The organism is Enterococcus sp. AZ120, from assembly GCF_050546165.1.
Taxonomy (GTDB): domain Bacteria; phylum Bacillota; class Bacilli; order Lactobacillales; family Enterococcaceae; genus Enterococcus; species Enterococcus faecalis.
The window spans coordinates 2,351,131-2,372,920 of record NZ_CP172950.1; the positions used below are offsets into that span (position 1 = coordinate 2,351,131).

Sequence of the window (21,790 nt, forward strand, 5' to 3'; positions counted from 1 at the left end):
CAAACTTATTCAGCGAAAGATAAGTTTGCGTTGTTTTTTTATTTATTAGACGAATCTGCCCCGCGTTTTTTTAAATTGACAAGCATAAAAAGAATCGTGCCAATTAGTAAAATCACGACGGCGATATAAAAGCCCATGACTTTCGAACCCGTTGTGTCTGAAATTTTCCCAGTTAAAGCTGGGGCAATCACAGATGACATCATGCCGAAAAAGTTAAACACGCCCAAAGTAGTGCCAATTCCAATTTTTGGTGCATTTTCACCTAGCCAAGAAATAATAATCGGTTCTACAGCTAATTTTCCTAAGAACCCATACATAATTAAAGCAATTAATAACAACGTCGCATTACTTACTTGTACAGTTAACAAGAGCATGGCTGTTGCTAAAAATTCTAAAACAACGATGAATTGAACTTTTTTATGCATGTACTTATCCGCCAACCGACTAAAAAATAACGCTCCTGGAATAGAGGCAAATGCGACCAGTGAAGAGGACAACCCTATTGCTGCTCCTTGGAAACCACGTTCGGTACTTAAAAAATTAGGTAACCAAGTCACAATCATATAATATGCATAACAAGTGCCAAAATATAAAATGTACGCAAATAGCATATGTGGCGCAAACAGTTTTTTAAAGGGCACTTTTTCTTTTACCGCTCCGTTATCTTTTTCATCAACAACGGTTGGCTGAATCAAGGCCATGTCTTCTTTATGATTGCGAATAATCACTTGAAAAGCCACTAACATACAAATAATCATAAAGGCGGAAATGTACATCATCACTTGCCAAGGTAATCCTTTTTGGGCAACTAAATAACTAGATAAAATCATCCCTAAACCTGAACCAACTGCTGAACCACTGTTGACAATAGCTGTTGCAAAACTTTTTTTGGCTTGAGGAATGTTTTGCGACGTCAACGAGTAAGCCGAGCCATAGAAAGAACCACATCCTAAGCCTGCCAATAAGCTACCTAAGTAAATTGTTCCAATCGTTTGGGCTTGGGCAATCAGTAATGCTGCCAGCGCAAACAAGATAAATCCTGGAATTAATACACGTTTTTTCCCAATTTTGTCTACCAAGAAGCCTGCAGGAATCTGCATGACTACGTAACCGAGAAAATAAAAGCTAGAAATGGACCCTAGGGCCGTATCGGAAGCGTTACCATTTAGAGACGCGCGAATTTGTGGATAAACGGGAGAAAGCGCGGAACGATAAATCCAGATTGTTACCCAGCCCATACATAGTAAAATAACGATTTTTTTCCAATAAGCCAACGAACTTTTTGTCTTGTCTGTCATTTTCTTTTCCTCCACCAATCATTTTTTTGGTTAACGTTTCACAAGGAACAAAAGCACTACGCTTTTTTACGTAGTGACCTTTGCCTTACCTTCTTTTTTAGTTTAAATACTCAGCCAATGCATGAGTACTACCGCTACCGCCTTCAAATTGATAACCTTGGTGTTTCAATACAGTCTCAAAGGCACTTAAGAAATGCAACACATTGTCTTCGCGACTGCTGTAACCCATATTACCGACCCGCCAAATTTTTCCTTTTAAATCACCGAAGGAAGAGGCAATTTCAACTTTAAAATGATCCAGTAATAAGCTCCGCACTTTTTCACCATCAATTCCTTCTGGAATGACCACAGGAATGACTGTTGGTGTTTTTGTGTCTAACTTCCCGAAAATTTCTAAGCCCATTTTTTGCAGACTTTCAACTAAAATACGATCGTTTTTCCGATGGCGTGCGTAGACATTTTCCATGCCTTCTTGAAGTAACAAGCGCAGCCCTTCATGTAGCCCATAAATCATTGTAGTCGCTTCTGTATGGTGATTTAAGCGCTCTGGTCCCCAATATTTTTCTAATTGCGATAAATCCAAGTAGTTACTTTGAATGAACCGTTCATTCCGCGCATCCGCGCCAAGCCCTAACTCTTTTTGGTAACGGCCCGCCAGATAATCGGCTACACGTTGGTTGTAGGTAATCAAAGAAAGGCCTGAAGGTACGCTGACACATTTTTGAGTGCCTGCTACCGCAATATCAATCTTCCAATCATCGACCTTTGTTTCGACACCGCCGTAAGTCGCCACCATATCTACTACGAAGAAAATTTCATTTTCCCGACAAAAGGCGCCAATTTGATCCAGCGGTTGCATTTGTGCATTCGCCGTTTCGCCGTGGACCATCGCAACAATTTTTGGTTGATGTTCTTTAATCGCTTCAATCACCGTTGTTTGTTCAAACGGTGCGAGCCAGTCCTTTTCTAAATAAATGACTTCGGCCCGGGCGCGTTCGCAAATTTCACCTAATAAATAAGCAAACCGGCCATACGCAGGCACAAGCACTTTGTCGCCTGGCTCAATCAATGCAAATAACCCCGCTTCTAAGCCTGAACGTGACGTGCCATCAATGGCAAAGGCTTGTTGATTCTTTGTGGCAAAAGGTACTTTAATCATTTCCCGAACTTCGTCCATGATCTGTAGAAATTCTGGATCAAATTGCCCTAAAATTGGTTGACCCATTTGACGAAGTACCGATGGATGGGCTTCGACTGGTCCCGGCGTCATGATTGTTCGCCGTACAAAATTTGGTTGTTGATACATAGTAATCCCTCACTTCATTTTTAATTCTTCTCTTTTATTATCTTTGGAAAAACTCAGAAATTCATTGTTCAATTTGCACTATTTTGACTTTGTTTTTTAGACATATTCAATAACTATCTTTTGTACTCCTTTTTATTCTTCGCTATACTATAAAAAAAGGAGGTTGTTGTGATGAAAATATTAGCTGAGGTCTTGGCTTTACCAAGATTTTCTGACTTACAATTATTATCGTCTCACTCAAACTTAACACAGCCCTTGGAAAGTGTAGAAATCACGGAAACACCTGATGTGGCTGATTTTATCCCTAAAAATGTCATGATTTTAACAACGGCAATGATTTATAAAGATGATCAAGAAAAATTGAAACCTTTTATTGACTCGCTAAAACAAGCAGAGTGTACGGCTTTAGGAATCAAAGTTGGGCGGTTCCTTGACGAAATTTCACCAGAAATTGTTGCCTATGCCAGTGCCGTTGATTTGCCCCTGATTAAAATTCCTAGCACACAGCCACTAGGCGGGTTGTTGCATGAAATTGTAGGCTATCTTCGTGATAGCAAAACCGAACAGATGTCTGTAGCATTTGACATACAAAAGCGTTTTTCAACATTATTAATGCAAGATGTTGATGCTACGCGCTTCATCGCTGAATTTGCGAAAATTTTAAATGCGCCAATTATTTTATTAAGTCCTTGGCAACAGGTGATTGCCCACTCGAATTATTTTTATGGCAATCAAAAATCGGCGGAGTTTTTCATCGAACAATTATCAAAAGACCACTTTCAACAATTGGCACAAGAAAAGAAAATCTTTCGTTTACAGGATGAGCGACAAGAAAACATTCAAGTAGCTGGCTTTCCAATTCGTGTGAACGATTATTTTCCCTATTATTTATTGGTCTTATCTCCTGAACAGATTCCTTATCCTATTTCTGAATTTGCCATTGATCAGGCCATTTTAGTTTTGACTTTTATGTTATTTAAAAACCAGAAAATTGCTGAATCTTTTGAACATCTCAAAACAGACTTTTTGGACCGCTTGCTTGATACACATCAAGAAACGCTGAGTAAACATCAAAATTGGTTGGAACTTTGGAAAAATTATCGTTTAATCAACAGTGATTATTATCAATTAGCGATTGTCTACGGCGTGACTAAACCAGAAAATGAAACCCATATTCGTTATCAGCAAGCGGAAGGGCAACTAATTTTCCAATGGCTCAAAGAACAATTGCCGGAAATCCTGCCAGATGTCGCCTTGTTTAAATTAAAAAATCAAAATAAAAGTATCTTGATTTTTCAATCTAAAAAAAATGACCATTTGATGATTTTGCAAAACCTCGCTGAACGTTTGCAACAGGCTTTGCCTATTACCATTCGCTTTGCTTTAGGCAATGCTTATGAAAACCTAGAAGATTTGCCTAATTCTTATATTGAAGCTTCTTCGACATTAGAGGCTTCTTTACACGCTCAAAAACCAGCAACTGTGCAATTGTTCCATCCCAAAGGCCTAGCTGGACTTTTTGAAAAGATTGGCACTGAAGATGTTGAATACTTTTGCCAGCAACAATTGAAAGAGTTGGCCTATCCGACGGAACCGACGTTACAAGAATTACGAAAAACCTTGAAAGTTTTTTTAGATTTCAATTGCGAAATTACTAAAACGGCCAACGCTCTTTACCTACACAGAAACACCATTAAATATCGCATGAATCAATGTGAAAAATTATTAGATACCTCTATTCAAGAGCCTGAGACGAGTTTACTCTTACGGGTAGCGTTGGAACTTTCAGAAAAATAATTAACAGGAAAATAGCCGAATAAAAGTAACGTCTACCAAGAAGAAGGACTCTACCGTTCACCACTGCGTGTTCAAATCCTATTGTTCCGAGGTCATTACTTTACATTCGGCTTTTCTTTATAATTCTGGTTCACGATTGGCATCTTTGGAATAAACGTACATTAGCGGTTCTTCACGACCAACCGCATAGGCTGCTTGTGGCACATAGGCACTCATGAAAATATAGTCCCCTTTTTCCACTGGATACCATTCGTTGTCCAAATTGTACATCCCTTGGCCACTAATTAAATACGCGCCATGCTCTTGGACATGCGTTTCAATGTAGGCATGACTAGCACCTGGTTCAAAAGATAAGATATGCATATTCATATCAAAGTCAAACTCTTTCGGCAATAAACTCCAAAGTAAAACGTCTGTCATTCCTTCATATTCTTCGGGTTGTTGGTCATGAATTGACCCAACCACTTTATAAGGTTGATGGCCTGCCAACGGCTGATAGCGTTTTTTATATAAGAAAACTTCTGTGTCCGCTTCCTGTGCGTTCGCTAAATACATTTTCATTTCAGGCGTAAAGTAGGCGTAGCCCCCGGCTTCAAGTTCATGAGTTTCTTGACCATCTGAAACGCGCAAACGACCGTCAATGACATAAACCAACGTTTGGATCCCGTCGCCACCAAAACCAGTTGTTTGTTGACCATTTTTATGAAACGTAGCAATGTAATCCACAAATGTCGCACCTAATTTAGGCGATCCCAAAATGGAAATATCGACATTTTCAAAACCAGGTACTGCATTTTGCACCAAACCATCATGGGGAATAATGGCGTAATTGTCTTTTTTTATCACAGCTCTTGATGTTAACAATTCTTTTTGGTAACCAACTCGATTATTTTTATAACCCATCACAATTCTTCCTTTTCTATCTTATTTATACGCTAATTCATATAAGGTATCTGCTAAAAGCTTGACGCCTTCAACCAAATCTGGAAATGCCGTTGCTTCTGCTGGATTATGACTAATCCCACCAATACTTGGCACAAATATCATCGCTGTCGGGTAATGGGGCGCAATAATTTGCGAATCATGCCCAGCACCACTATGCATCATACGATACTGATACTTGCCTTCTTTGGCTTTTTGTTCAATAACTTCTACAATTGCTTGATTCATCGGTACAGGGGCTTCATCCATCCAGCGGTCAATCGCAATCGTCAAGCCTAATTCTTGAGCAATTGTTTTCATCCGTTCTTCTAATTCACCGGTAAAATGTCGTAAAAAAGCAGCGTCGGTATGACGGCAGTCAATTGTAAATTCCACTTCTCCAGGCACCACGTTGACTGTATTGGGTTTCGGAATGACTTTACCGAATGTTAAAACTAACGGATCCCCAATTTCGTTCGCACGATCAATGGCTTCTGCACAAATTTTAGCAAAGCCGTACACCGCATCATGACGGTAACTCATTGGCGTAGTGCCTGCATGATTGGCTTGCCCTTTTAAGTTAACCGTGTAGCGACGTTGCCCTACAATACTATGAACAACACCGACTTGGAGCTTTTCGTTCTCTAAAATATTGCCTTGTTCAATATGAATTTCGACAAATGCTTCAATGTCCTCACGTCTAGTTTGCTCCTGCCGAAAATCAAAGCCTTGGCGATGCATCTCATCAACAAACTTTTTGCCTTCGTTGTCAGAGATATCGACTACTTCTTCACGTTTGGCTTCACCAACGACATTTTTGCTTCCCCAGAAAACCGTTGGAAAACGACTCCCTTCTTCTTCAGCCATGGAAAGCACTTCTAAAGAACGCCGTGGTTTCCCATATTTATCTAATAAATATTGAACAGCCGTCATGGAAGCAATGACACCATATTGACCATCTAATGTCCCACCATTAACTACTGTGTCGATATGTGACCCAGTTAAAATCGTTTCCTGAGGAAATTCCGTTCCTGCCACTCGACAAAACAGATTCCCGACTTCGTCAAATTGCGTTTCCAGTCCAAACGCCTCAGTTTGGCTTTGCACATACTTTTGTGCTGCCAACCACGAATCTGTATAAAGTAAGCGTGTCATCCCTCCAGCAGGATCACTCCCAATTGCTGACAACTCTTCGATTCTTTGTTTTAAAACTTTTTCCAAGTCCATCACAAAACCTCCTGACTGATTACACTCTGATTGTAAACGTTTCCCTAGTCATCTTCATTGTACTTATCAAACAAAATCAAGCCTTTTTTTGTGCAAAATAACCAACGAACATCCTCTAACTCGTGGACAGAGGCGCTAATTCAATCACGCTTCTGTCCTTTTTCATTTCTAAAATAGGTGTTTAATTTTTGATAAATACGCCGTTAAACGCCTCGGTTACCCCAGTTTCTTGTGCGTAAATTGTTTCGCCTCTTAAAATTGTTTGAATCACTTGGGCCCAAATTTCACGACCAATGTAAGGACTAATTTTATTTCGGTATTCTAAATCTTCTGCTTTTAAGATATACGGCGCATTAGGTTTAATTAGTACAAAATCGGCATCCTTACCAATGCTGATGCGGCCCTTTTGTGCTAAGTGATAACGGTCAGCTGGGTTTGCTGCAATCATATCCGCGAATTGTTTCAAGGATAAACCACGTTTTTGGACGGCTTCATCGAATAACACATCGACGTTATTTTGAACACCAGAAATGCCGCCCCAAGCTTCAAAAGCATTGGTTGTATCTTTTAAGTCTGGCGTACAAGGAGAATGGTCAGAGGTTACAAACGCGATTCCGCCTGTTTGCACGTGGTTCCATAAGGCGGCTTGTTGGTCCGCGTCACGAATCGGCGGCGAACATTTGACAACTGGACCAATGGCATCAAGTTCATCCGTGGTAAAATATAAATAATGCGTACATGTTTCACAAGTCACATCTATCCCTTCTGCTTGGGCTTTTAAAACTTCTTCCACACCTTCTTGACAAGCCACATGACAAATATGAATCCGACAACCTGTTTCTTTGGCAAATAAAATAGCTTTTTGAATCGCTTCAACTTCGGTAAACACAGGACGTGTAGCTACATATGCTGCTAAAGTCGTTTCGCCATTTTGATAAGCTACCGCGCCTAATTTATCCGTAATTGGCGCATTTTCTGCATGGATTGCTAGCACTTTGCCAGTTTTGGCGACTTGTTTCATTCCTTCATATAGTGAATAATCGTCGACATTTTGAAAATCTCCTTCAATTGAACGATCGCCGCACGTTCCTAAAAAGCATTTATAGCCGGAAACGCCTCCTTCATCAAGTTCCTGAATCCCGCCAGCCAAGTTGGTCGGGACCACGCCCCCAAATGACCCTACATCTACTTTTAGTTTATTTTCTCCTGCCTTGTATTTGATCTCAAGAGAGGTCTTATCCACAGTTGCTGGAATCTGATTTAAAGGCATTTCCATAAAGGTCGTCACGCCCCCTTTGGCACAAGCGGCCGTTCCTGTGACATACCCTTCCCATTCATCGCGGTAACCACCACCAGGATCGGTAATATGAACATGGGCATCCACCATCCCAGGACTAACGACTAAACCCGTCGCATCAATCACACGTTCTCCTGACAAGTCTTGCCCAATCGCTACGATTTTTCCTCCTTGAACGGCGACATCCGTAATGACTTCTCCAGTTTCTAAAATAACTAACCCGTTTTTAATCACTAACTCTGCTTGCATTTATTTTCCCTCCTGATAAGCTGTTTCTTTCACTTTTTTTGAATCCCAAGTCCATTTTTTTAACACTAAGTACAGCACAAAACCTGTGGCAAAGCCCACAAACCACGAAATATCAGCAATGATTTTAACCTGTGGAATAAATTGACCACTTAAGGAAAGAACCAACGCCAGAATAGTAGCGACATACGCCGGCTTGTTTAATCCGTAAAAAGGATTGGCTTCCTCTTTTTTGTATTTGTCTACGTATAAAGCATTTAAATCAATTTGTTGCTTTTGAACAAAATAATAATTCGCAATCATCACACCAGCGACTGGTCCTAAAACAGCCCCAATTGCGTTCAGAAAAATAAAAATACTATCGGCGTTTTCCATCAGTTTCCAAGGCATAATAAGAAAGCTGATAACACTGGCAATCATGACGCCTTTTTTATACGTCATTTTTTTAGGAAACAGCGCCGCCAATTGATAACCTGCCGGAATGATGTTCCCCGTTGCATTCGTTGAAATAGTCGTTAATAAGAAAACCGACATGGCTAAGACCACCACTGCCACATTATCTAAACGATCAATAATGTTTAAAATATTCCATTCTTGAATTCCAAAATACAGCGAACCACCTAACAGAATCACCACACTGGAAAAAGCGAAAATCCCATAACCAACAACTAAACCTGCTGTTTGCCCCACAATCTGAGCACGTGTCGAGCGCGCATTCTTAGTAAAATCCGCCACACTCGCACCAGGCGCTGACCAAACGGCCACAACCGAGTTAAAAATAATCAGATACGCCACAAGTGGATTGACTGAACGAATCGCACCAGAAACTTGATAGGACAAAATTGGTGTTAAACCGCCCCCAGCTCGAATGGCCCAAATCGTTAATCCAATAATAACGACATAAATCAACGGACTTAAAATGGCGGTAAACCGGTTCAAAATTTTGCTACCACCGAAACCTATTGCCACATTTAAGAGCCAGAAAAGAGTAAACGCCATTAATTCAGGTAGCCTGAGACCAAAAAACTGGAATGATCCACCAATTTCTAAAAAGTTCGGCCAAAATTTCCCGAGAATAATTAATAAAGCCAGCGATCCTGTAAATGTTTGCAGACCAAACCAAGCAATCGCGGCCACACAACCTCTTAAGAACCCTGGCAGTTTTGCCCCGAGACTACCGTAAGTAGACTGTAAGTGCATCGCAAAAGGAATGCCATATTTAGAGCCAGCCACGCCATTCAAATTCATGAAAGTTGCTACAATGAATGAGCTTAACACAACTGCCAACATAACTTGCAGCGGCGATAAACCTAAGAAAATAAAGCCGCCCACTGCTGCATAATTCGGGATATTATGAATCGAACCCATCCATAATGTAAAAAAATTGCGCGCGCCCATTGTCCGTTGTTTCGGGCTACTTGGCAACAAATCCTCATTGTAGCCACGTGCTTTCATCGCTGTTTCTTCTTGAGCTGTTACTTGAGACACATTTTTCTCCACGACAAACTCTCCTTTTTATTAAAAATTTTTTTCTATTAAAACACCCTGCCTTCTCTTTTTTGTCACTTTTGCACAAACATGCGTACTACTCTCATCACACAAATTGTAAGCGCTTTTTATAACAACAATCATTAGTTACCCCAACTAAATAACAAACGATTCTTTGTTCACTTTGAACGAAAAAATAGCAACCTTTTTTATATCGTCCTCTCACTCTAGAAAGTAAGAAACAAATCTTTTTATTCACATATTATGTACAACTTCTCTTTTCAAATGCTGAAATACGCTTATTATTAAAAATGACATAAATAAATTATACAGTTAAATGAAATCCAACACAACATTTTTTAATCAAACACACACAAATCAGATAAACTGAAGTGGATTTTCAGGAAGAGACCCATCCTGAAAAAAGACACTGACAAAAGAGTTTTCTCACAAGATCGACAACTTTTCACAGATTCAAAATCTTCTTTTTCAATTTTTACGTTTTAAAAAATAACATTTTGAAAATAAAAAATTGCTTAATTTTAGTCAAAAAAATAAACAAAGATTTCTGATTTTATCAGAAATCTTTGTTTATAAATTTTCTTGCTACAATTCCTTTAACAAAATAAAATCCGTCTGTTCATCGTCTCCCATAAAAAACGAATGTTGACTATAATAACGGTAGCCAATCGTTTTATAAAATGCCCGCGCCGCATCATTGTGTTCCCAGACACCTAGCCACAGTGCGTTTTTACCAAATTCACGAGCTTTTTCTTCCGCCAGTTCTAACAATTGTGTTCCCAGCTTCTTTCCTTTAAACGCAGGCAAAATATACAATCGCTCAACCTCGAGCTTTTCTGGCCCCATCGGTTCCGTTTGTGCCTTCTCACGATTTAATTTCATGTAGCCAGCTAATTGATTATCGACAAAGATAAAATAAAAGTCAGAGTGGGGATTAGCCAATTCCTTTTGTAATTTTTCTAAATTGTAGGCTTCTACTAAATAGGCTTGCATATTTTCTGGGGTATTATATGGTCCGAAAGTATCTGTATAAGTTTCAATGCTGATTTCTTGTAACGCTGGTGCATCTTCTATTGTTAATTTTTTTATTTCTCCCATCAATCAGTCGTCCTTTCCTTAATAATTTCGAGTGTTCCCTTTTTTGACAAATTCCCAATCTTCGCTGACATTTTTACGCATCCGGACTAAGTACTCTGCCAATTGTGAAATTTCCACTTCTGACAAGCCTTGCAAAGCAACTTGATTCGAGTGTTGATTTTCGCGCACAATGATTGGATAAACGTTTTTCCCTTTTTCTGTGGCATAAATCCGCTTAATTTTTTTGTTGCTTGCATCTTCTTGACGATAAATGAAGCCTTGTTCTTCCAAACGCTTAATCGCCCGCGCCGCTGTGGTTCGATCAACTTTAATCAGTTCGGCGATCTTTTCTTGGATAATCCCAGGATTTTCACAGATCCTGACCAAATAAAGATATTGTCCTCGTGTTAAAGATAATTCCTTAAATTCGATATTACTGATTGAATCTAAGGCGCGCGCAATCATGCCAATTTCTCTTAAAATATCTATCACTAGGACACTTCCTTTCGCTAATATTTTATGATTGTCATTACTTTAACTTATTTTTGTTGCAAATGCAACAAAAATAAGTATAAAAACTACAGATTTAAACAATTTGAGCATTCGTGAAAATAAAATAATTATTTCTTTTGTTATATTAACAAGTAAGATAAAATTAGTTATAGCGTCTATAGGAGGAATAGTATGAAAAAATTATTTTGTGTTATTTTAGTTATTTTTTTAACAGGTTGTAGTTCTCAAAAAGCGAATGAACCTAAAAAACAAGAAAATTCTACCAATCATACAACATCAATGAAAAGCAGTGCTAATCATTACAGTTCTAGCACAGAAACAAGCTCTAATAATAAACTAAAAGAAACTTCAGAAAGTGCCAGTACCACTCAAGCTTCGGCAAAGTCTAAAAATGAAGTATCCACAAATGTCGAAGAAGCAAATTCTTTAGAAGCAACACCTTATGCTGTCGATCTTAGTAGTTTAAACAATCCACTCGTATTTAATTTTAAAGGAATGAATGTGCCAACTTCAATTACGTTAGAGAACTTAAATTCAACACCAACTGCTACCTTCCGAACTAAATTGTTTGGGGCTGAAAATGGTCAAGTGAAAGAAGCCATTAATAAATATGAGCTATCGATAAATACAATTCCTACAAAAGAGATTAGAATATTTTCAGCGGCCGATAACAGTATTCGCACCGTTAAAGTAAATACAGAATTAATTTTAGGAACTAATATTTCTTCAAACGATGAACAAAATAGATCGGGCACTTTATACTTATTCAACAATAAAAATGGTTCGATATCTTTAATCACTCCTAACTACGCAGGCAATGTTACGGATGATCAAAAAGACGTTATGCTAGAAGTAATTCAATAAATAACAAAAAAAATAATAAAGAGAAAACTTCATACTTAGAAGTTTTCTCTTTATTATTTTTTTAGGAACTCCTCTAGAAACTCGTTTTAGTCCCCACTTATTTTTCTTATTTCTTCACCCATTAAGCCCGCGATAGAAAATAGAACATTTTATTTGAAAATGAATTATTGTTCTGCAATATGCACCGTTTGTAAAAATTCTGCGACTGAGAAATGGTATTCTTTCTCTTGATTTCCTTGAATGGTTCGAATCATTTTTTCAACTTCTGGTTGCAGAGCGGCAAATTGAACTTGTTGTCCACGACCTTCTGCTGCAAGACAAAATTCTTCTAAAATATCTAACGCCGTACTATCAATGCTAGGAACTCCTCGCATTGAAAATACTACACCACTTTTTGTTTCCAATTGCAGTAACGTTTGTTTCAATCGTTCAGAAGACATGAAAAATAACGGGCCACTCAAATAAACCACCACCCAATTTTCCGTACAATCGGTCGGTACTAGCCCCATTCTTGACCAATCAACTTCCTCGACATTAATCGTAATCACGGCACTTTTCGCAATGAAAAACAGGCAACCCGCTAAGACCCCTAAAACAATCGCTAAACTCAAGTCAAAAATAACGGTCGCTACCATCGTTAAGAAGAATAAACATAAGGCTGTGTGGAAACGTTTCTGGAAGAATTCTTTAATCACCGACCATTCATTCATTCGCCACGCTGTCACCACTAAAACACCAGCTAACGCAGGCATGGGAATTTTAGACATGACTGGCGATAAAAGCAACATCGATAACAATAAAAAGACTGCATGAAAAATACCCGCTAAACGTGTTTGCGCACCAGATTTAATCACTACGCTCGTGCGGGCAATCGCTGCCGTCGCAGGCACGCCACCGAAAAATGGCAAAATTAAGTTGCCAATTCCTTGTGCCACTAGTTCCTGATTACTGTCTAATGGTTTCCCTGTCATGCGACCAGCCGAAGCGCCACAAAGCAAACTTTCAATCATACCTAACATAGCAATGCTAATCGAAGGCACCAAAATATCCTGAAACGCACTTAATTGAAGCGAACCAAGTTCCAAACGTGTATCACTAAAAATACTTGTCGGAATTTTCCCTACAGTGGCCACTGGCAGTTGAAAAACCACTGTTGCTAAAGTAGCTAAAATAATCATCACCAATGAAGCTGGTATCATCGCATTCCACTTTTTCGGAAAGAACACTAATCCAAGCACCACTAAAATCGACATAACCGTCGTTGGTATACTTAAATCAAAGCCCAATGAACGATAACTGCTGATTTTCTCAATTAAATTGTGGCCTTCTGAACGAACCCCAAAGAAATTATCAAGCTGCCCCAACGCAATAATAATAGCAATTCCTGAAGTAAACCCGGTAATGACCGGTGACGGAATAAAAGAAGTCAAGCTCCCTAAACGCAAAATCCCTGCTAAAAGCAAGAAAATTCCCGCCAAAAAGGTGGCCAACAAAATCCCTTGCATGCCATGCACTGCCGCAATTGACATTAAAATAGCTGCCATCGCACCTGTTGGTCCTGAAATTTGATAAAACCCACCTGAAAGGCTCCCAATCACAATTCCAGCGATAATCGCCGTGATCATGCCAGCTGCTGCAGTGGCGCCGCTAGAGACCCCAAACGCTAACGCTAACGGCAACGCGACGGCTGCGACAGTCAAACCTGCCAAGAAATCTTTTTTCAATTTTTTTTGATTATACCCTTTAAATTCATCCCTTATCATTTGTGTGTACTTTTTAAACATTCGCATCCTCTTTTCATGAAATTTCCATTCTAAAGATATCATATTTTCGGAAAGATAATAAGGTGTTTTGTGAAGGAAATCGCTAAAAAATTTTTTTCACCTCATTTAGACAAAATTGTCTAATATTTTAGGAATTTAGCCACCGCTGTTTCCTAGAGTATGATATGCTTAACTAGTAAACAGGCTTCACAAACTTACATTAATTGGGGGAAACTATTATGTGTACAGGCATCAAGATTATTTCCAAAACAAATGATATTTTTTATGGACGTACGATGGATTTTACGTTTGACTTTTTTGGCAACGAAGATCCAATTGCACCAAAAATCCCTACTCTAATTGCTCAATTTCCAAAAGGTACAGTTCTAAACAGCCAACTAACTCCTTGGACGGCAAAATATGCCTTTATGGGACTAGCAATGTCAGGCACAGATCAACCAGCGAACGATGGTAAAACCGTCAGCCTTGCTATCACAGATGGTATCAACGAAGCCGGCTTATCTGGTGATATTCAATATTTAATGGAATCTTCAACAGCACCTGCTGAAAGTTTAGCAGATCGTGGTTTAACACCTCATATTGCAGAAGAAGTACTCGCTTATATTTTGAGTAATTTTGAAAGCGTTGACGAAGTAAAAGTAGCTTTTGAAAAAATCGGCCTGTTAGATCAAAAATTCCAACTTGATTCATTGGGGGAAGTTCATTTTACCTTACACTGGACCATTAATGATAAAAATAATAATAGTATCGTTTTGCAACCAACAGATAACGGAGCGTTCGTCATTTATGATTCGCTTGGCGTAGTCACAAACAGCCCAGAATACAATTATCATTTAACCAATGCACGAAACTATATCGGGATGCGCAACTATGCTATTAAGGAACCTTACACTTTAAAATCAGGCGCAACACTTGACCCAATTGAAGGTGGGACTTCTTACGGACTATTAGGAATCCCAGGAGACTTCACTTCGCCGTCACGCTTCATTCGTGCGTTATACTATTCTGACAATCTCCAAGAATTTGATAGCTCTGAAGGGATTATGCAACTCTATCGCGCCTTCCAAACAGTGATGATTCCTCGGGGGATTGGCCATTTAGGTCAAAGTAATTCTCTGTCTGATTTCACACATTATTGGTCAGGATATGATGTGACTAATCTAACCATGTATGTCCAACCAGAAAGTACTACCTCATTTACAAAATACACTTTGGATCCAGCTGTAACAGAAGTTACTACTTTTGCTGTTTCTAACGAGCTACTACTAACAGATTTAAATCAATAAAAACACAAACAACGTCTCTGACCAGGTAATTGGTCAGAGACGTTGTTTCGTTCATTTTTCAGATAATGCGTTATACAACGGCGCTAATTCTTGAAGCGCCTGACAACTTTTTTCTTCAATCGTTTCAAGCTTTCCCGTCGCGAACCACAACTTACCAATCTGAAATGAGCGATTGCCTATCCGCTCTTCTAGAATTTTCCGTTGTTTTTCATCTGCTAAATAATCTTTTAAAGGCAAATGGTCCACTAGTTCATGCTCTTCCTGCGGCCAAATATAATAGCCTTCGCAGTCGATGGTTTGACTCCAAGCTTCTAAACGATTAAGCAATTGATTGTAAGCGACGACTGAGCCTGTCCGCTCCTCACTTTTGTAATGTTGAAACATCAAATATACTTGAAATTGCTTTTTATTTAATAACAACGCCAGACAAGCATTTTCCGCTTGGCGTTGCTCACTGCGATACGCAGCCCAGAAATGACTGCGTAAATTCCAGCCGTTGGTCCAGCTTTCGATTTTCGGCTTAGTGATGCCGAGTTCAGCTGGTAAACCTTGAGCGATTGCGAGGTTTAAGGCTTTCCACTTTTCCCAATGTTGCTTGTAGGTTTGCTTTAAGGCATCGATTTCTGCTGATGTTTGTTGCTCTTTGAGTTGTTTAAATGTGAAGATTTCTCGGTTGAATAGATTGAAGTCTTGATGAGACAAATTCATGTGATTCTTCCTCCATCATCGTAATTCATCCTCCAACGGTACTAAATATTCATCTAACGTTTGACGCCAAGCACGCTTCATTTGTTGCGGGTATTTAAATGGTTTTGCTTCTGGGTGCGTCGCTTTATATGACTCGAAGTCTTTGCTGCTGATAATATCCCCCATGTTTGGGATTGGGTTCATACCAATCATATATTGAATAGCGGATGAATGAAGTTGATCTTCTGAAACAAACCATTCTTGCGCAAATTGTGCAATCACTTGATTTCTAGTCCCTGTGAAGTAGCGTCTTTTCAAAACAAATACATCTTCTTTTTGATCTACTTTCTCATTATCCATTGCATTTAAAATTTCCCGATACACTTCTTTAACACATTCCGTTTTATTCAATTTTTGCAAAGCCTTTTCAATTTCTTCACGAACGCCTTGGCTATTTGCAGAATAATTTCCTAATAATTGATCAATATAAGAAGAGTCAATGTCGTACATTTTGGCATGATTATCGCTGTAAAATTCAATCTCCGAAAAATCATTCTCTGGTTTTGGCTCTACTTCTATTAAGGAGCCTTTGATTGTTTCGTATGTTCCTATCTGTTCTTCAATCAAATGGACTTGCTCAGCTAAAGCTGGTGATTTTTCCATTTCATCATTATATTCATCATAGGTCACTAATGCTTCATAGCTATTACTTAACGCTTGAAATGATTGAACATAATCAATTCGCACATCAATCGGCTGATTCTCATCTATCTCTTCTGGATTAAATTCTTGCATTTTACGAAAGGCTTTTTTAAAACGTTGTTTTGATTCTTTATAGGTTGGATAGATTAATCCAGATTCTTCTTTTGCTTCTGAATAAAGACGAGTCGCATTTGCGACATTTTGTTCCATTGTGTGAGGTTTTCGGAAAGTAACCACTAGGCCTTTTGTTTTATCAGGATAGGTACGATTAGTTCTTGAAAATGCTTGAATCAAATTGGCGTATTCTAAATTACGATCGACAAATAACGTTTGAATCGTAGGTGCATCAAAACCTGTTAACAGCCGATCAACCACAATAACCAAATCAACATGACGGCCAAATTCTTTAAACTCTGCTTTTTTACGAGCTAAGCGATTGTTGATGTCTCCGTTATAGCGCTCAATGTCTTGTAAGGTCCATGAAGTACCATAGTACGCATTATATTCGGCCATAATTTTTGCTAACTCGTCTTGCTGTGCGCTACTATTCTCAGCGTTTTCTTCTAATGAATAAGTAATGGCAATTCGAGGAAAATCAGGGTCTTCCATCGTTCTCCCTTGACGAATCTGATGCTTAGGAAATTCTTCTTCTAACCAATTTTCTTTCGCTGTCATTTTTTTAATGGCATGATAATAACGTTTTGCCATATCAATTGAACTTGTTGTTAAAATTGCTGATTTTCGAGGGCGACCATTCCCAAAATCAAATTTAGTATAAGCATTATTGGGGCGGAACATTTTATGAATGACTTCTTGAATATGCTTATCATTTTCATAAATAGAACGATCCAACATTTTCTCTTTTTGAATGTTGTCCATTGCTTCTACTTCATTCGCTAACTCTTCTGGCGTGTATTCTGCATATTTGGTTTCGTTAGACAAACCATCATAGATTTTTTTATACAACGACTCGCTATCAATCGTATCTTCATGTTCCACTTGAAAGCCCAAAACAGCTTTATCTTCTAACGCATTTTTGATTGTATACGTATGTAGAACTTCTCCATATTGGTCGTGTGTCGTTCTGGCTAGTTGTCCTTGCGCTTGCTTTTTATTTTCTTCAAAAATCGGTGTTCCTGTAAAGCCAAACCAAGTAGATCTAGGAAATACTTTTTTAACATCCATCATATTTTCCGCACTAACTGCTCGGTGGCATTCATCAACAATAAAAACAATATGTTGCCCCATTAATTTTTGAAAACGATTTGTCCCCTTCTGCTCTTCTTGTTTTCGTGCATATTTCAAAGCAGCATCCAGCTTTTGACGCGTTGTCACAATGACTACGTTAGAGTTCGCATCGGCCAACAATGTTTTACTCAATTCTTTGGCACTGCCTGTCCCGACAATCAGACTATTAGCTTTACCATCACCTGATGAAATCCCTGTGTTAAACTCCGAAGCAAATTTAGTAAACTCACTAGTTGTCTGATTATCTAAATCTTTTCGGTCCAAAAGCATAATCGTCCGATCAATCCCTGGTTTACGCGCTAATAATTTAGTAGAAACGAAACTGGTTAATGTTTTTCCAGAACCTGTAGCATGCCAAATATAGCCGGAGGTGTGCTTACTAGCGGCAACATATAAGGCTTCAATCGCATGAATTTGATAAGGATGTAAAACCATTAATACTTTGTTGTCTTGTTCTTCACTAACAATCGTATAATCGGCAATTAAGCGATGGGCATCTGGTATATTTAGCACTTGGCGACAGAACTCATAAAGATTTTCAACTTTTTTATTGTCTTTTGTTCGCCAACTAAATAAGAATTTTTTATGCATAAATTGTGGTAGCGCATTCGCAAAATAGCGAGTGGTTTGTTCATTGGAAACAACAAATAATTGCAAAGTTGAAAAAATATTATTACGAAACATACCTTCCTCGGCATACTTTTTAATTTGATTAAATGCTTGAAATACCCCATCTTTCGCTGTCACTTGTTTCAATTCGATTTGGACAATAGGCAACCCATTAATTAATAATGTCACATCAAAACGACTATCATGCTTTGCAGAATTAGTGTTCTTTTTTGCAATTTGATTCACGACTTCATAACTAGAAATCCCCCCACCAATATCACGATTCGAATATAAAATCAAGCTCATCGTTCCTAGAGAAGCATCTTCTCGTTCGATGGTAATTTTCGCAATACCATTTTCCCCTTTTAACCATTTGGCTGCTTCAAAAGGCGTACGTGTTCGTTCTAATAATCCTGTTTTTATGCGTTCAAATTCTTGGTCTGTTAAAGGGTGTTCCCCAATTGCGGCTAAATTATTTTGAATGATTTTTTCACGTAAATTACGCCATAAATCTTGTTCCGATTTTAAATCTGCTCGATACGTCCACTGATTGCGATCTTCCCCAAGAATCGCAATTAACTTGTTTTCCACTGTTGCTTCATCGTTGACACTTAGCTTCATAACCTGACCCTCACATTGTTTTATTTAATTAAATTATATCATTTTGATAAATTTATAACTATATTTTGGTGAAAAAACTTATGATGATTGGGAACTGTGTAAATTAGATGATTTGCTCAATGAAGTTAAACGCCCTGTTAAAATAGAAGATCATAAAGAATATCAATTGGTCACTGTGAAACGAAGAAATGGTGGAGTTGTATCACGTGGAAACTTTAAAGGGGAAAATATCCTTGTAAAAAATTACTTTGTATTAAAAAAAAATGATTATCTAATTTCGAAACGTCAAGTTGTACATGGAGCTAATGGAATTGTTCCTGAAAACATGGATGGAGCGGTTGTTTCAAATGAATACCTAGTTTCAGTTGGAAATGAATCTATTAAAACAGACTATCTAACGATTATCTCTCAACTACCGCAAATGTATAAGTTGTTTTTTCTTAGTTCATATGGAATTGATATAGAGAAACTTGTTTTTAATGTTGAAGATTGGAAAAAGCGAACTATGCTTGTTCCAAATATAGATGAACAAGTCAAAATAGCTTCTTTTTTTAAGATAATCGACGATACCATCACACTTCATCAGCGTAAGCTTGATCAGTTGAAAGAGTTGAAGAAAGCGTATCTACAAGTAATGTTCCCAGGAAAAGATGAACGAGTGCCGAAGTTACGGTTTGCTGCTTTTGAGGAAGGATGGGAACTGCGTAAGTTAGGAGATATTACTAAAATCAGTACAGGAAAACTTGATGCTAATGCTATGGTCGAAAACGGTAAGTATGATTTTTATACTTCTGGCATTAAAAAATATAGGATTGATGTACCAGCTTTTGAAGGCCCTGCAATTACAATTGCAGGCAATGGAGCCACAGTCGGCTACATGCATTTAGCAGATAATAAGTTCAATGCTTATCAGAGAACTTACGTGTTGCAGGAATTTGTAGTAGATAGAAGCTTCTTGTTTTCAGAAGTTGGGAATAAACTGCCTAAGAAAATAAATCAAGAGGCTCGGACAGGGAATATTCCGTATATTGTTATGGACATGTTGACTGAACTAAAGTTATCTATTCCACAGGATGAAGCTGAGCAATCAAAAATCGGTTCATTCTTCAAACAAATCGATAAGACTATCGCTCTTCATCAAAATAAATTAGAGCAATTAAAGGACTTGAAAACATCTTACCTCCAAAACATGTTCATCTAATTCAATCCCAGTTACTTCTACATGTAGCAGTAACTGGGATTGTTTACACAAACGATTGTTCAAAGTTGTACAATGTCATCGAAAGGAGTATCCTTGTTATGAGAAAGAAAGGAGGACTATCATTGGCAAATAGCTTGCAAGAAGAATATCAAAAACTTGTGAAAATGAACTATCCTGAACTTGTCACGTACTTAAATAATAAGTATGGTCCAGTTCCGGGTTCTTATTTCAGGACTCCAACTTGTAAATCTAAAAATCCTAAAATTACTCGGTCAATGGAGGGATTGGAAATTCATCATGTTGGAGAGGATAACTATCCGAATTTATCAACTACAGATTATGCTCTAGTTGCGCCATGGGAAGAACAATTACCTGACCGTTTAGTTTATTGTAATTTATTGGAACATACTTTACTACACACTTTGATTTCAGAAAAATACGGAACGGCTCAGCCTTATTTTACGTTTAAAGCTCAGCTTGTTCAAGATATTATTAATGATTATGAATTTCAAAAAGATTGGATAAAAGTTGTTTATTCGCAAATGAAAGACAATAAAGAATTGTTAATCGAATTGTATGATCGTGTAAATGCAAAATCTTTACTTAACTTATAACGAAAGAAGCACTCCGAAATTTGGAGTGCTCTTTCTACATCAACATCGCCAAATGGCGCATAATTTTATCGTTATCCTGATTCTCTAATTCCTGAATAATATGCAGATAAGTTTCTTGCGTAGTTGTCATACTAGAATGGCCTAATCGAGTCGCCACGCTGGCAATTGAAACACCAGCAAATAATAATAACGAGGCATGTGTGTGGCGTAAGCTATGGACAGTAATCACTGGAATCTGTGCACGTCTACATAAGACTTTTAAGCGACTATTAATCGTAGAATTAAAGACACGTCCTTTCACAAAAATTGGTTCCATTGGCGGCATATTTCTTATCAATTGAGAAAATTGCATTGCTGTTTGCCAGTCAATTTGTACTTTGCGTTTAGAAGATTCATTTTTTGTTGATTGGAAAAAACCAGTAGGGTTCTTATAATTCCATGTTTTTTCAATGGTTATTTTTTGCTTAGAAAAATCAAAATCTTTTGGCGTTAGCGCCAATGCTTCGGAAAAGCGTAGGCCCGTTTTAACTACCAATAAAATAAACCAATCCCAGTTTAGCTGCTCACCTAACTCTAATTCTTTCAAAAGAGCTTGAACTTCAAATTGATTTAAAAATTTTGATTTTTTAGGACGTGGTGCTTTTCCTTTAATGACAATTTTTCGTGTTGGATTTTTTGAAATAAGTCCTTCATCGACTGCATCTAAAATTGCTCCTTTTAATTGATGATGAAAATCCATGGTTGTCTGCCGTTCGTGGGTTAACGCATAGTCATTTAATAACTGCTGATACCGTTGCCTATCCAAATGTTTTACTTTTAAACCAGGTGCCAACTCAGCAAGCCGTTGTTCCGCAATATAATATTTTTGCAACGAAATATCCCGAATCGCCCCGACTTTATAAAGCTCCACCCACTCACTGAAATATTCATGAAATAACTGCTCTGTTCTCTTTCTCTTAACCAAAATAAAACCTCCTTGATAA

Annotated in this window: 17 protein-coding genes; 5 read left to right on the plus strand and 12 right to left on the minus strand. The window is 38.1% G+C overall.

What is annotated here, in order from left to right; genetic code table 11:
• Positions 1-38: 38 nt before the first annotated feature.
• Together IGJ46_RS11285 and IGJ46_RS11290 are read right to left on the minus strand one after the other, a co-directional pair.
• On the minus strand, positions 39-1,298 hold the full coding sequence (locus tag IGJ46_RS11285) for an MFS transporter (protein ID WP_002368361.1): 1,260 nt from the start codon (positions 1,296-1,298) through the stop codon (positions 39-41).
• A 97-nt stretch (positions 1,299-1,395) separates the two neighbouring features.
• Positions 1,396-2,604 (minus strand): pyridoxal-phosphate-dependent aminotransferase family protein, encoded by a 1,209-nt coding sequence (locus tag IGJ46_RS11290; RefSeq protein WP_002355061.1) that lies wholly within the window; start codon positions 2,602-2,604, stop codon positions 1,396-1,398.
• 171 nt (positions 2,605-2,775) lie between these two features.
• Between IGJ46_RS11290 and IGJ46_RS11295 the strand changes: the two genes are divergently transcribed.
• A complete protein-coding gene (locus IGJ46_RS11295) occupies positions 2,776-4,401 on the plus strand; it encodes a PucR family transcriptional regulator (protein WP_218391273.1) in 1,626 nt (541 codons plus the stop codon).
• Between the two features lie 117 nt (positions 4,402-4,518).
• Here the strand turns inward: IGJ46_RS11295 and allE are convergent, their stop codons facing one another.
• The 6 genes from allE to sylA all read right to left on the minus strand — a co-directional run bounded on the left by allE (position 4,519) and on the right by sylA (position 11,170).
• The gene (gene allE / locus IGJ46_RS11300; RefSeq protein ID WP_002384779.1) at positions 4,519-5,304 is read right to left on the minus strand and encodes a (S)-ureidoglycine aminohydrolase; all 786 of its coding nucleotides are present in this window, start codon (positions 5,302-5,304) and stop codon (positions 4,519-4,521) included.
• A 21-nt stretch (positions 5,305-5,325) separates the two neighbouring features.
• Complete coding sequence (gene allC, locus IGJ46_RS11305) at positions 5,326-6,549, minus strand: allantoate deiminase (protein WP_002383320.1); 1,224 nt, start codon at positions 6,547-6,549, stop codon at positions 5,326-5,328.
• A gap of 181 nt (positions 6,550-6,730) precedes the next feature.
• Complete coding sequence (gene allB, locus IGJ46_RS11310) at positions 6,731-8,095, minus strand: allantoinase AllB (protein ID WP_218391274.1); 1,365 nt, start codon at positions 8,093-8,095, stop codon at positions 6,731-6,733.
• The gene (gene allW, locus IGJ46_RS11315) at positions 8,096-9,592 is read right to left on the minus strand and encodes an allantoin permease (protein ID WP_104842011.1); all 1,497 of its coding nucleotides are present in this window, start codon (positions 9,590-9,592) and stop codon (positions 8,096-8,098) included.
• A 594-nt stretch (positions 9,593-10,186) separates the two neighbouring features.
• Entirely contained in the window at positions 10,187-10,699 is a 513-nt protein-coding gene (locus tag IGJ46_RS11320; protein WP_002391365.1) for a GNAT family N-acetyltransferase, read from the minus strand.
• A gap of 18 nt (positions 10,700-10,717) precedes the next feature.
• The gene (sylA, locus tag IGJ46_RS11325) at positions 10,718-11,170 is read right to left on the minus strand and encodes a transcriptional regulator SylA (protein ID WP_002371694.1); all 453 of its coding nucleotides are present in this window, start codon (positions 11,168-11,170) and stop codon (positions 10,718-10,720) included.
• Between the two features lie 192 nt (positions 11,171-11,362).
• Between sylA and IGJ46_RS11330 the strand changes: the two genes are divergently transcribed.
• Positions 11,363-12,055: a hypothetical protein gene (locus IGJ46_RS11330; RefSeq protein WP_002370054.1), complete on the plus strand. Its 693-nt coding sequence runs from the start codon at positions 11,363-11,365 to the stop codon at positions 12,053-12,055.
• Positions 12,056-12,219: 164 nt separating this feature from the next.
• Here the strand turns inward: IGJ46_RS11330 and IGJ46_RS11335 are convergent, their stop codons facing one another.
• Positions 12,220-13,881: a SulP family inorganic anion transporter gene (locus IGJ46_RS11335; protein WP_162781220.1), complete on the minus strand. Its 1,662-nt coding sequence runs from the start codon at positions 13,879-13,881 to the stop codon at positions 12,220-12,222.
• Between the two features lie 176 nt (positions 13,882-14,057).
• Here IGJ46_RS11335 and IGJ46_RS11340 point away from each other — a divergent pair, with 176 nt between their 5' ends.
• On the plus strand, positions 14,058-15,125 hold the full coding sequence (locus IGJ46_RS11340; RefSeq protein ID WP_218391276.1) for a choloylglycine hydrolase family protein: 1,068 nt from the start codon (positions 14,058-14,060) through the stop codon (positions 15,123-15,125).
• A 51-nt stretch (positions 15,126-15,176) separates the two neighbouring features.
• Here IGJ46_RS11340 and IGJ46_RS11345 read toward each other — a convergent pair whose 3' ends face one another.
• Both IGJ46_RS11345 and IGJ46_RS11350 read right to left on the minus strand, forming a co-directional pair.
• Complete coding sequence (locus IGJ46_RS11345) at positions 15,177-15,833, minus strand: glucose-6-phosphate 1-dehydrogenase family protein (RefSeq protein ID WP_104866573.1); 657 nt, start codon at positions 15,831-15,833, stop codon at positions 15,177-15,179.
• Positions 15,834-15,848: 15 nt separating this feature from the next.
• On the minus strand, positions 15,849-18,992 hold the full coding sequence (locus IGJ46_RS11350; RefSeq protein WP_016626310.1) for a type I restriction endonuclease subunit R: 3,144 nt from the start codon (positions 18,990-18,992) through the stop codon (positions 15,849-15,851).
• 112 nt (positions 18,993-19,104) lie between these two features.
• Between IGJ46_RS11350 and IGJ46_RS11355 the strand changes: the two genes are divergently transcribed.
• Together IGJ46_RS11355 and IGJ46_RS11360 are read left to right on the plus strand one after the other, a co-directional pair.
• Positions 19,105-20,193, plus strand: a complete 1,089-nt coding sequence (locus IGJ46_RS11355; protein WP_430613831.1) for a restriction endonuclease subunit S — start codon at positions 19,105-19,107, stop codon at positions 20,191-20,193.
• Between the two features lie 98 nt (positions 20,194-20,291).
• On the plus strand, positions 20,292-20,807 hold the full coding sequence (locus IGJ46_RS11360; protein ID WP_218391278.1) for a hypothetical protein: 516 nt from the start codon (positions 20,292-20,294) through the stop codon (positions 20,805-20,807).
• 34 nt (positions 20,808-20,841) lie between these two features.
• On the opposite strand, the gene IGJ46_RS11365 is transcribed toward IGJ46_RS11360, so the two are convergent.
• Complete coding sequence (locus IGJ46_RS11365; RefSeq protein ID WP_002368376.1) at positions 20,842-21,771, minus strand: site-specific integrase; 930 nt, start codon at positions 21,769-21,771, stop codon at positions 20,842-20,844.
• Positions 21,772-21,790: the final 19 nt, after the last annotated feature.

What these genes read in the sequence shown, in the direction of transcription:
- IGJ46_RS11345 (WP_104866573.1), bottom strand. Translation starts at nt 15,833, where the DNA reads ATGAATTTGTCTCATCAAGACTTCAATCTATTCAACCGAGAAATCTTC.
- allC (WP_002383320.1), bottom strand. Translation starts at nt 6,549, where the DNA reads ATGGACTTGGAAAAAGTTTTAAAACAAAGAATCGAAGAGTTGTCAGCA.
- IGJ46_RS11360 (WP_218391278.1), top strand. Translation starts at nt 20,292, where the DNA reads ATGAGAAAGAAAGGAGGACTATCATTGGCAAATAGCTTGCAAGAAGAA.
- allB (WP_218391274.1), bottom strand. Translation starts at nt 8,095, where the DNA reads ATGCAAGCAGAGTTAGTGATTAAAAACGGGTTAGTTATTTTAGAAACT.
- IGJ46_RS11335 (WP_162781220.1), bottom strand. Translation starts at nt 13,881, where the DNA reads ATGATATCTTTAGAATGGAAATTTCATGAAAAGAGGATGCGAATGTTT.
- IGJ46_RS11290 (WP_002355061.1), bottom strand. Translation starts at nt 2,604, where the DNA reads ATGTATCAACAACCAAATTTTGTACGGCGAACAATCATGACGCCGGGA.
- IGJ46_RS11340 (WP_218391276.1), top strand. Translation starts at nt 14,058, where the DNA reads ATGTGTACAGGCATCAAGATTATTTCCAAAACAAATGATATTTTTTAT.
- IGJ46_RS11320 (WP_002391365.1), bottom strand. Translation starts at nt 10,699, where the DNA reads ATGGGAGAAATAAAAAAATTAACAATAGAAGATGCACCAGCGTTACAA.
- IGJ46_RS11350 (WP_016626310.1), bottom strand. Translation starts at nt 18,992, where the DNA reads ATGAAGCTAAGTGTCAACGATGAAGCAACAGTGGAAAACAAGTTAATT.
- IGJ46_RS11285 (WP_002368361.1), bottom strand. Translation starts at nt 1,298, where the DNA reads ATGACAGACAAGACAAAAAGTTCGTTGGCTTATTGGAAAAAAATCGTT.
- IGJ46_RS11330 (WP_002370054.1), top strand. Translation starts at nt 11,363, where the DNA reads ATGAAAAAATTATTTTGTGTTATTTTAGTTATTTTTTTAACAGGTTGT.
- IGJ46_RS11295 (WP_218391273.1), top strand. Translation starts at nt 2,776, where the DNA reads ATGAAAATATTAGCTGAGGTCTTGGCTTTACCAAGATTTTCTGACTTA.
- allE (WP_002384779.1), bottom strand. Translation starts at nt 5,304, where the DNA reads ATGGGTTATAAAAATAATCGAGTTGGTTACCAAAAAGAATTGTTAACA.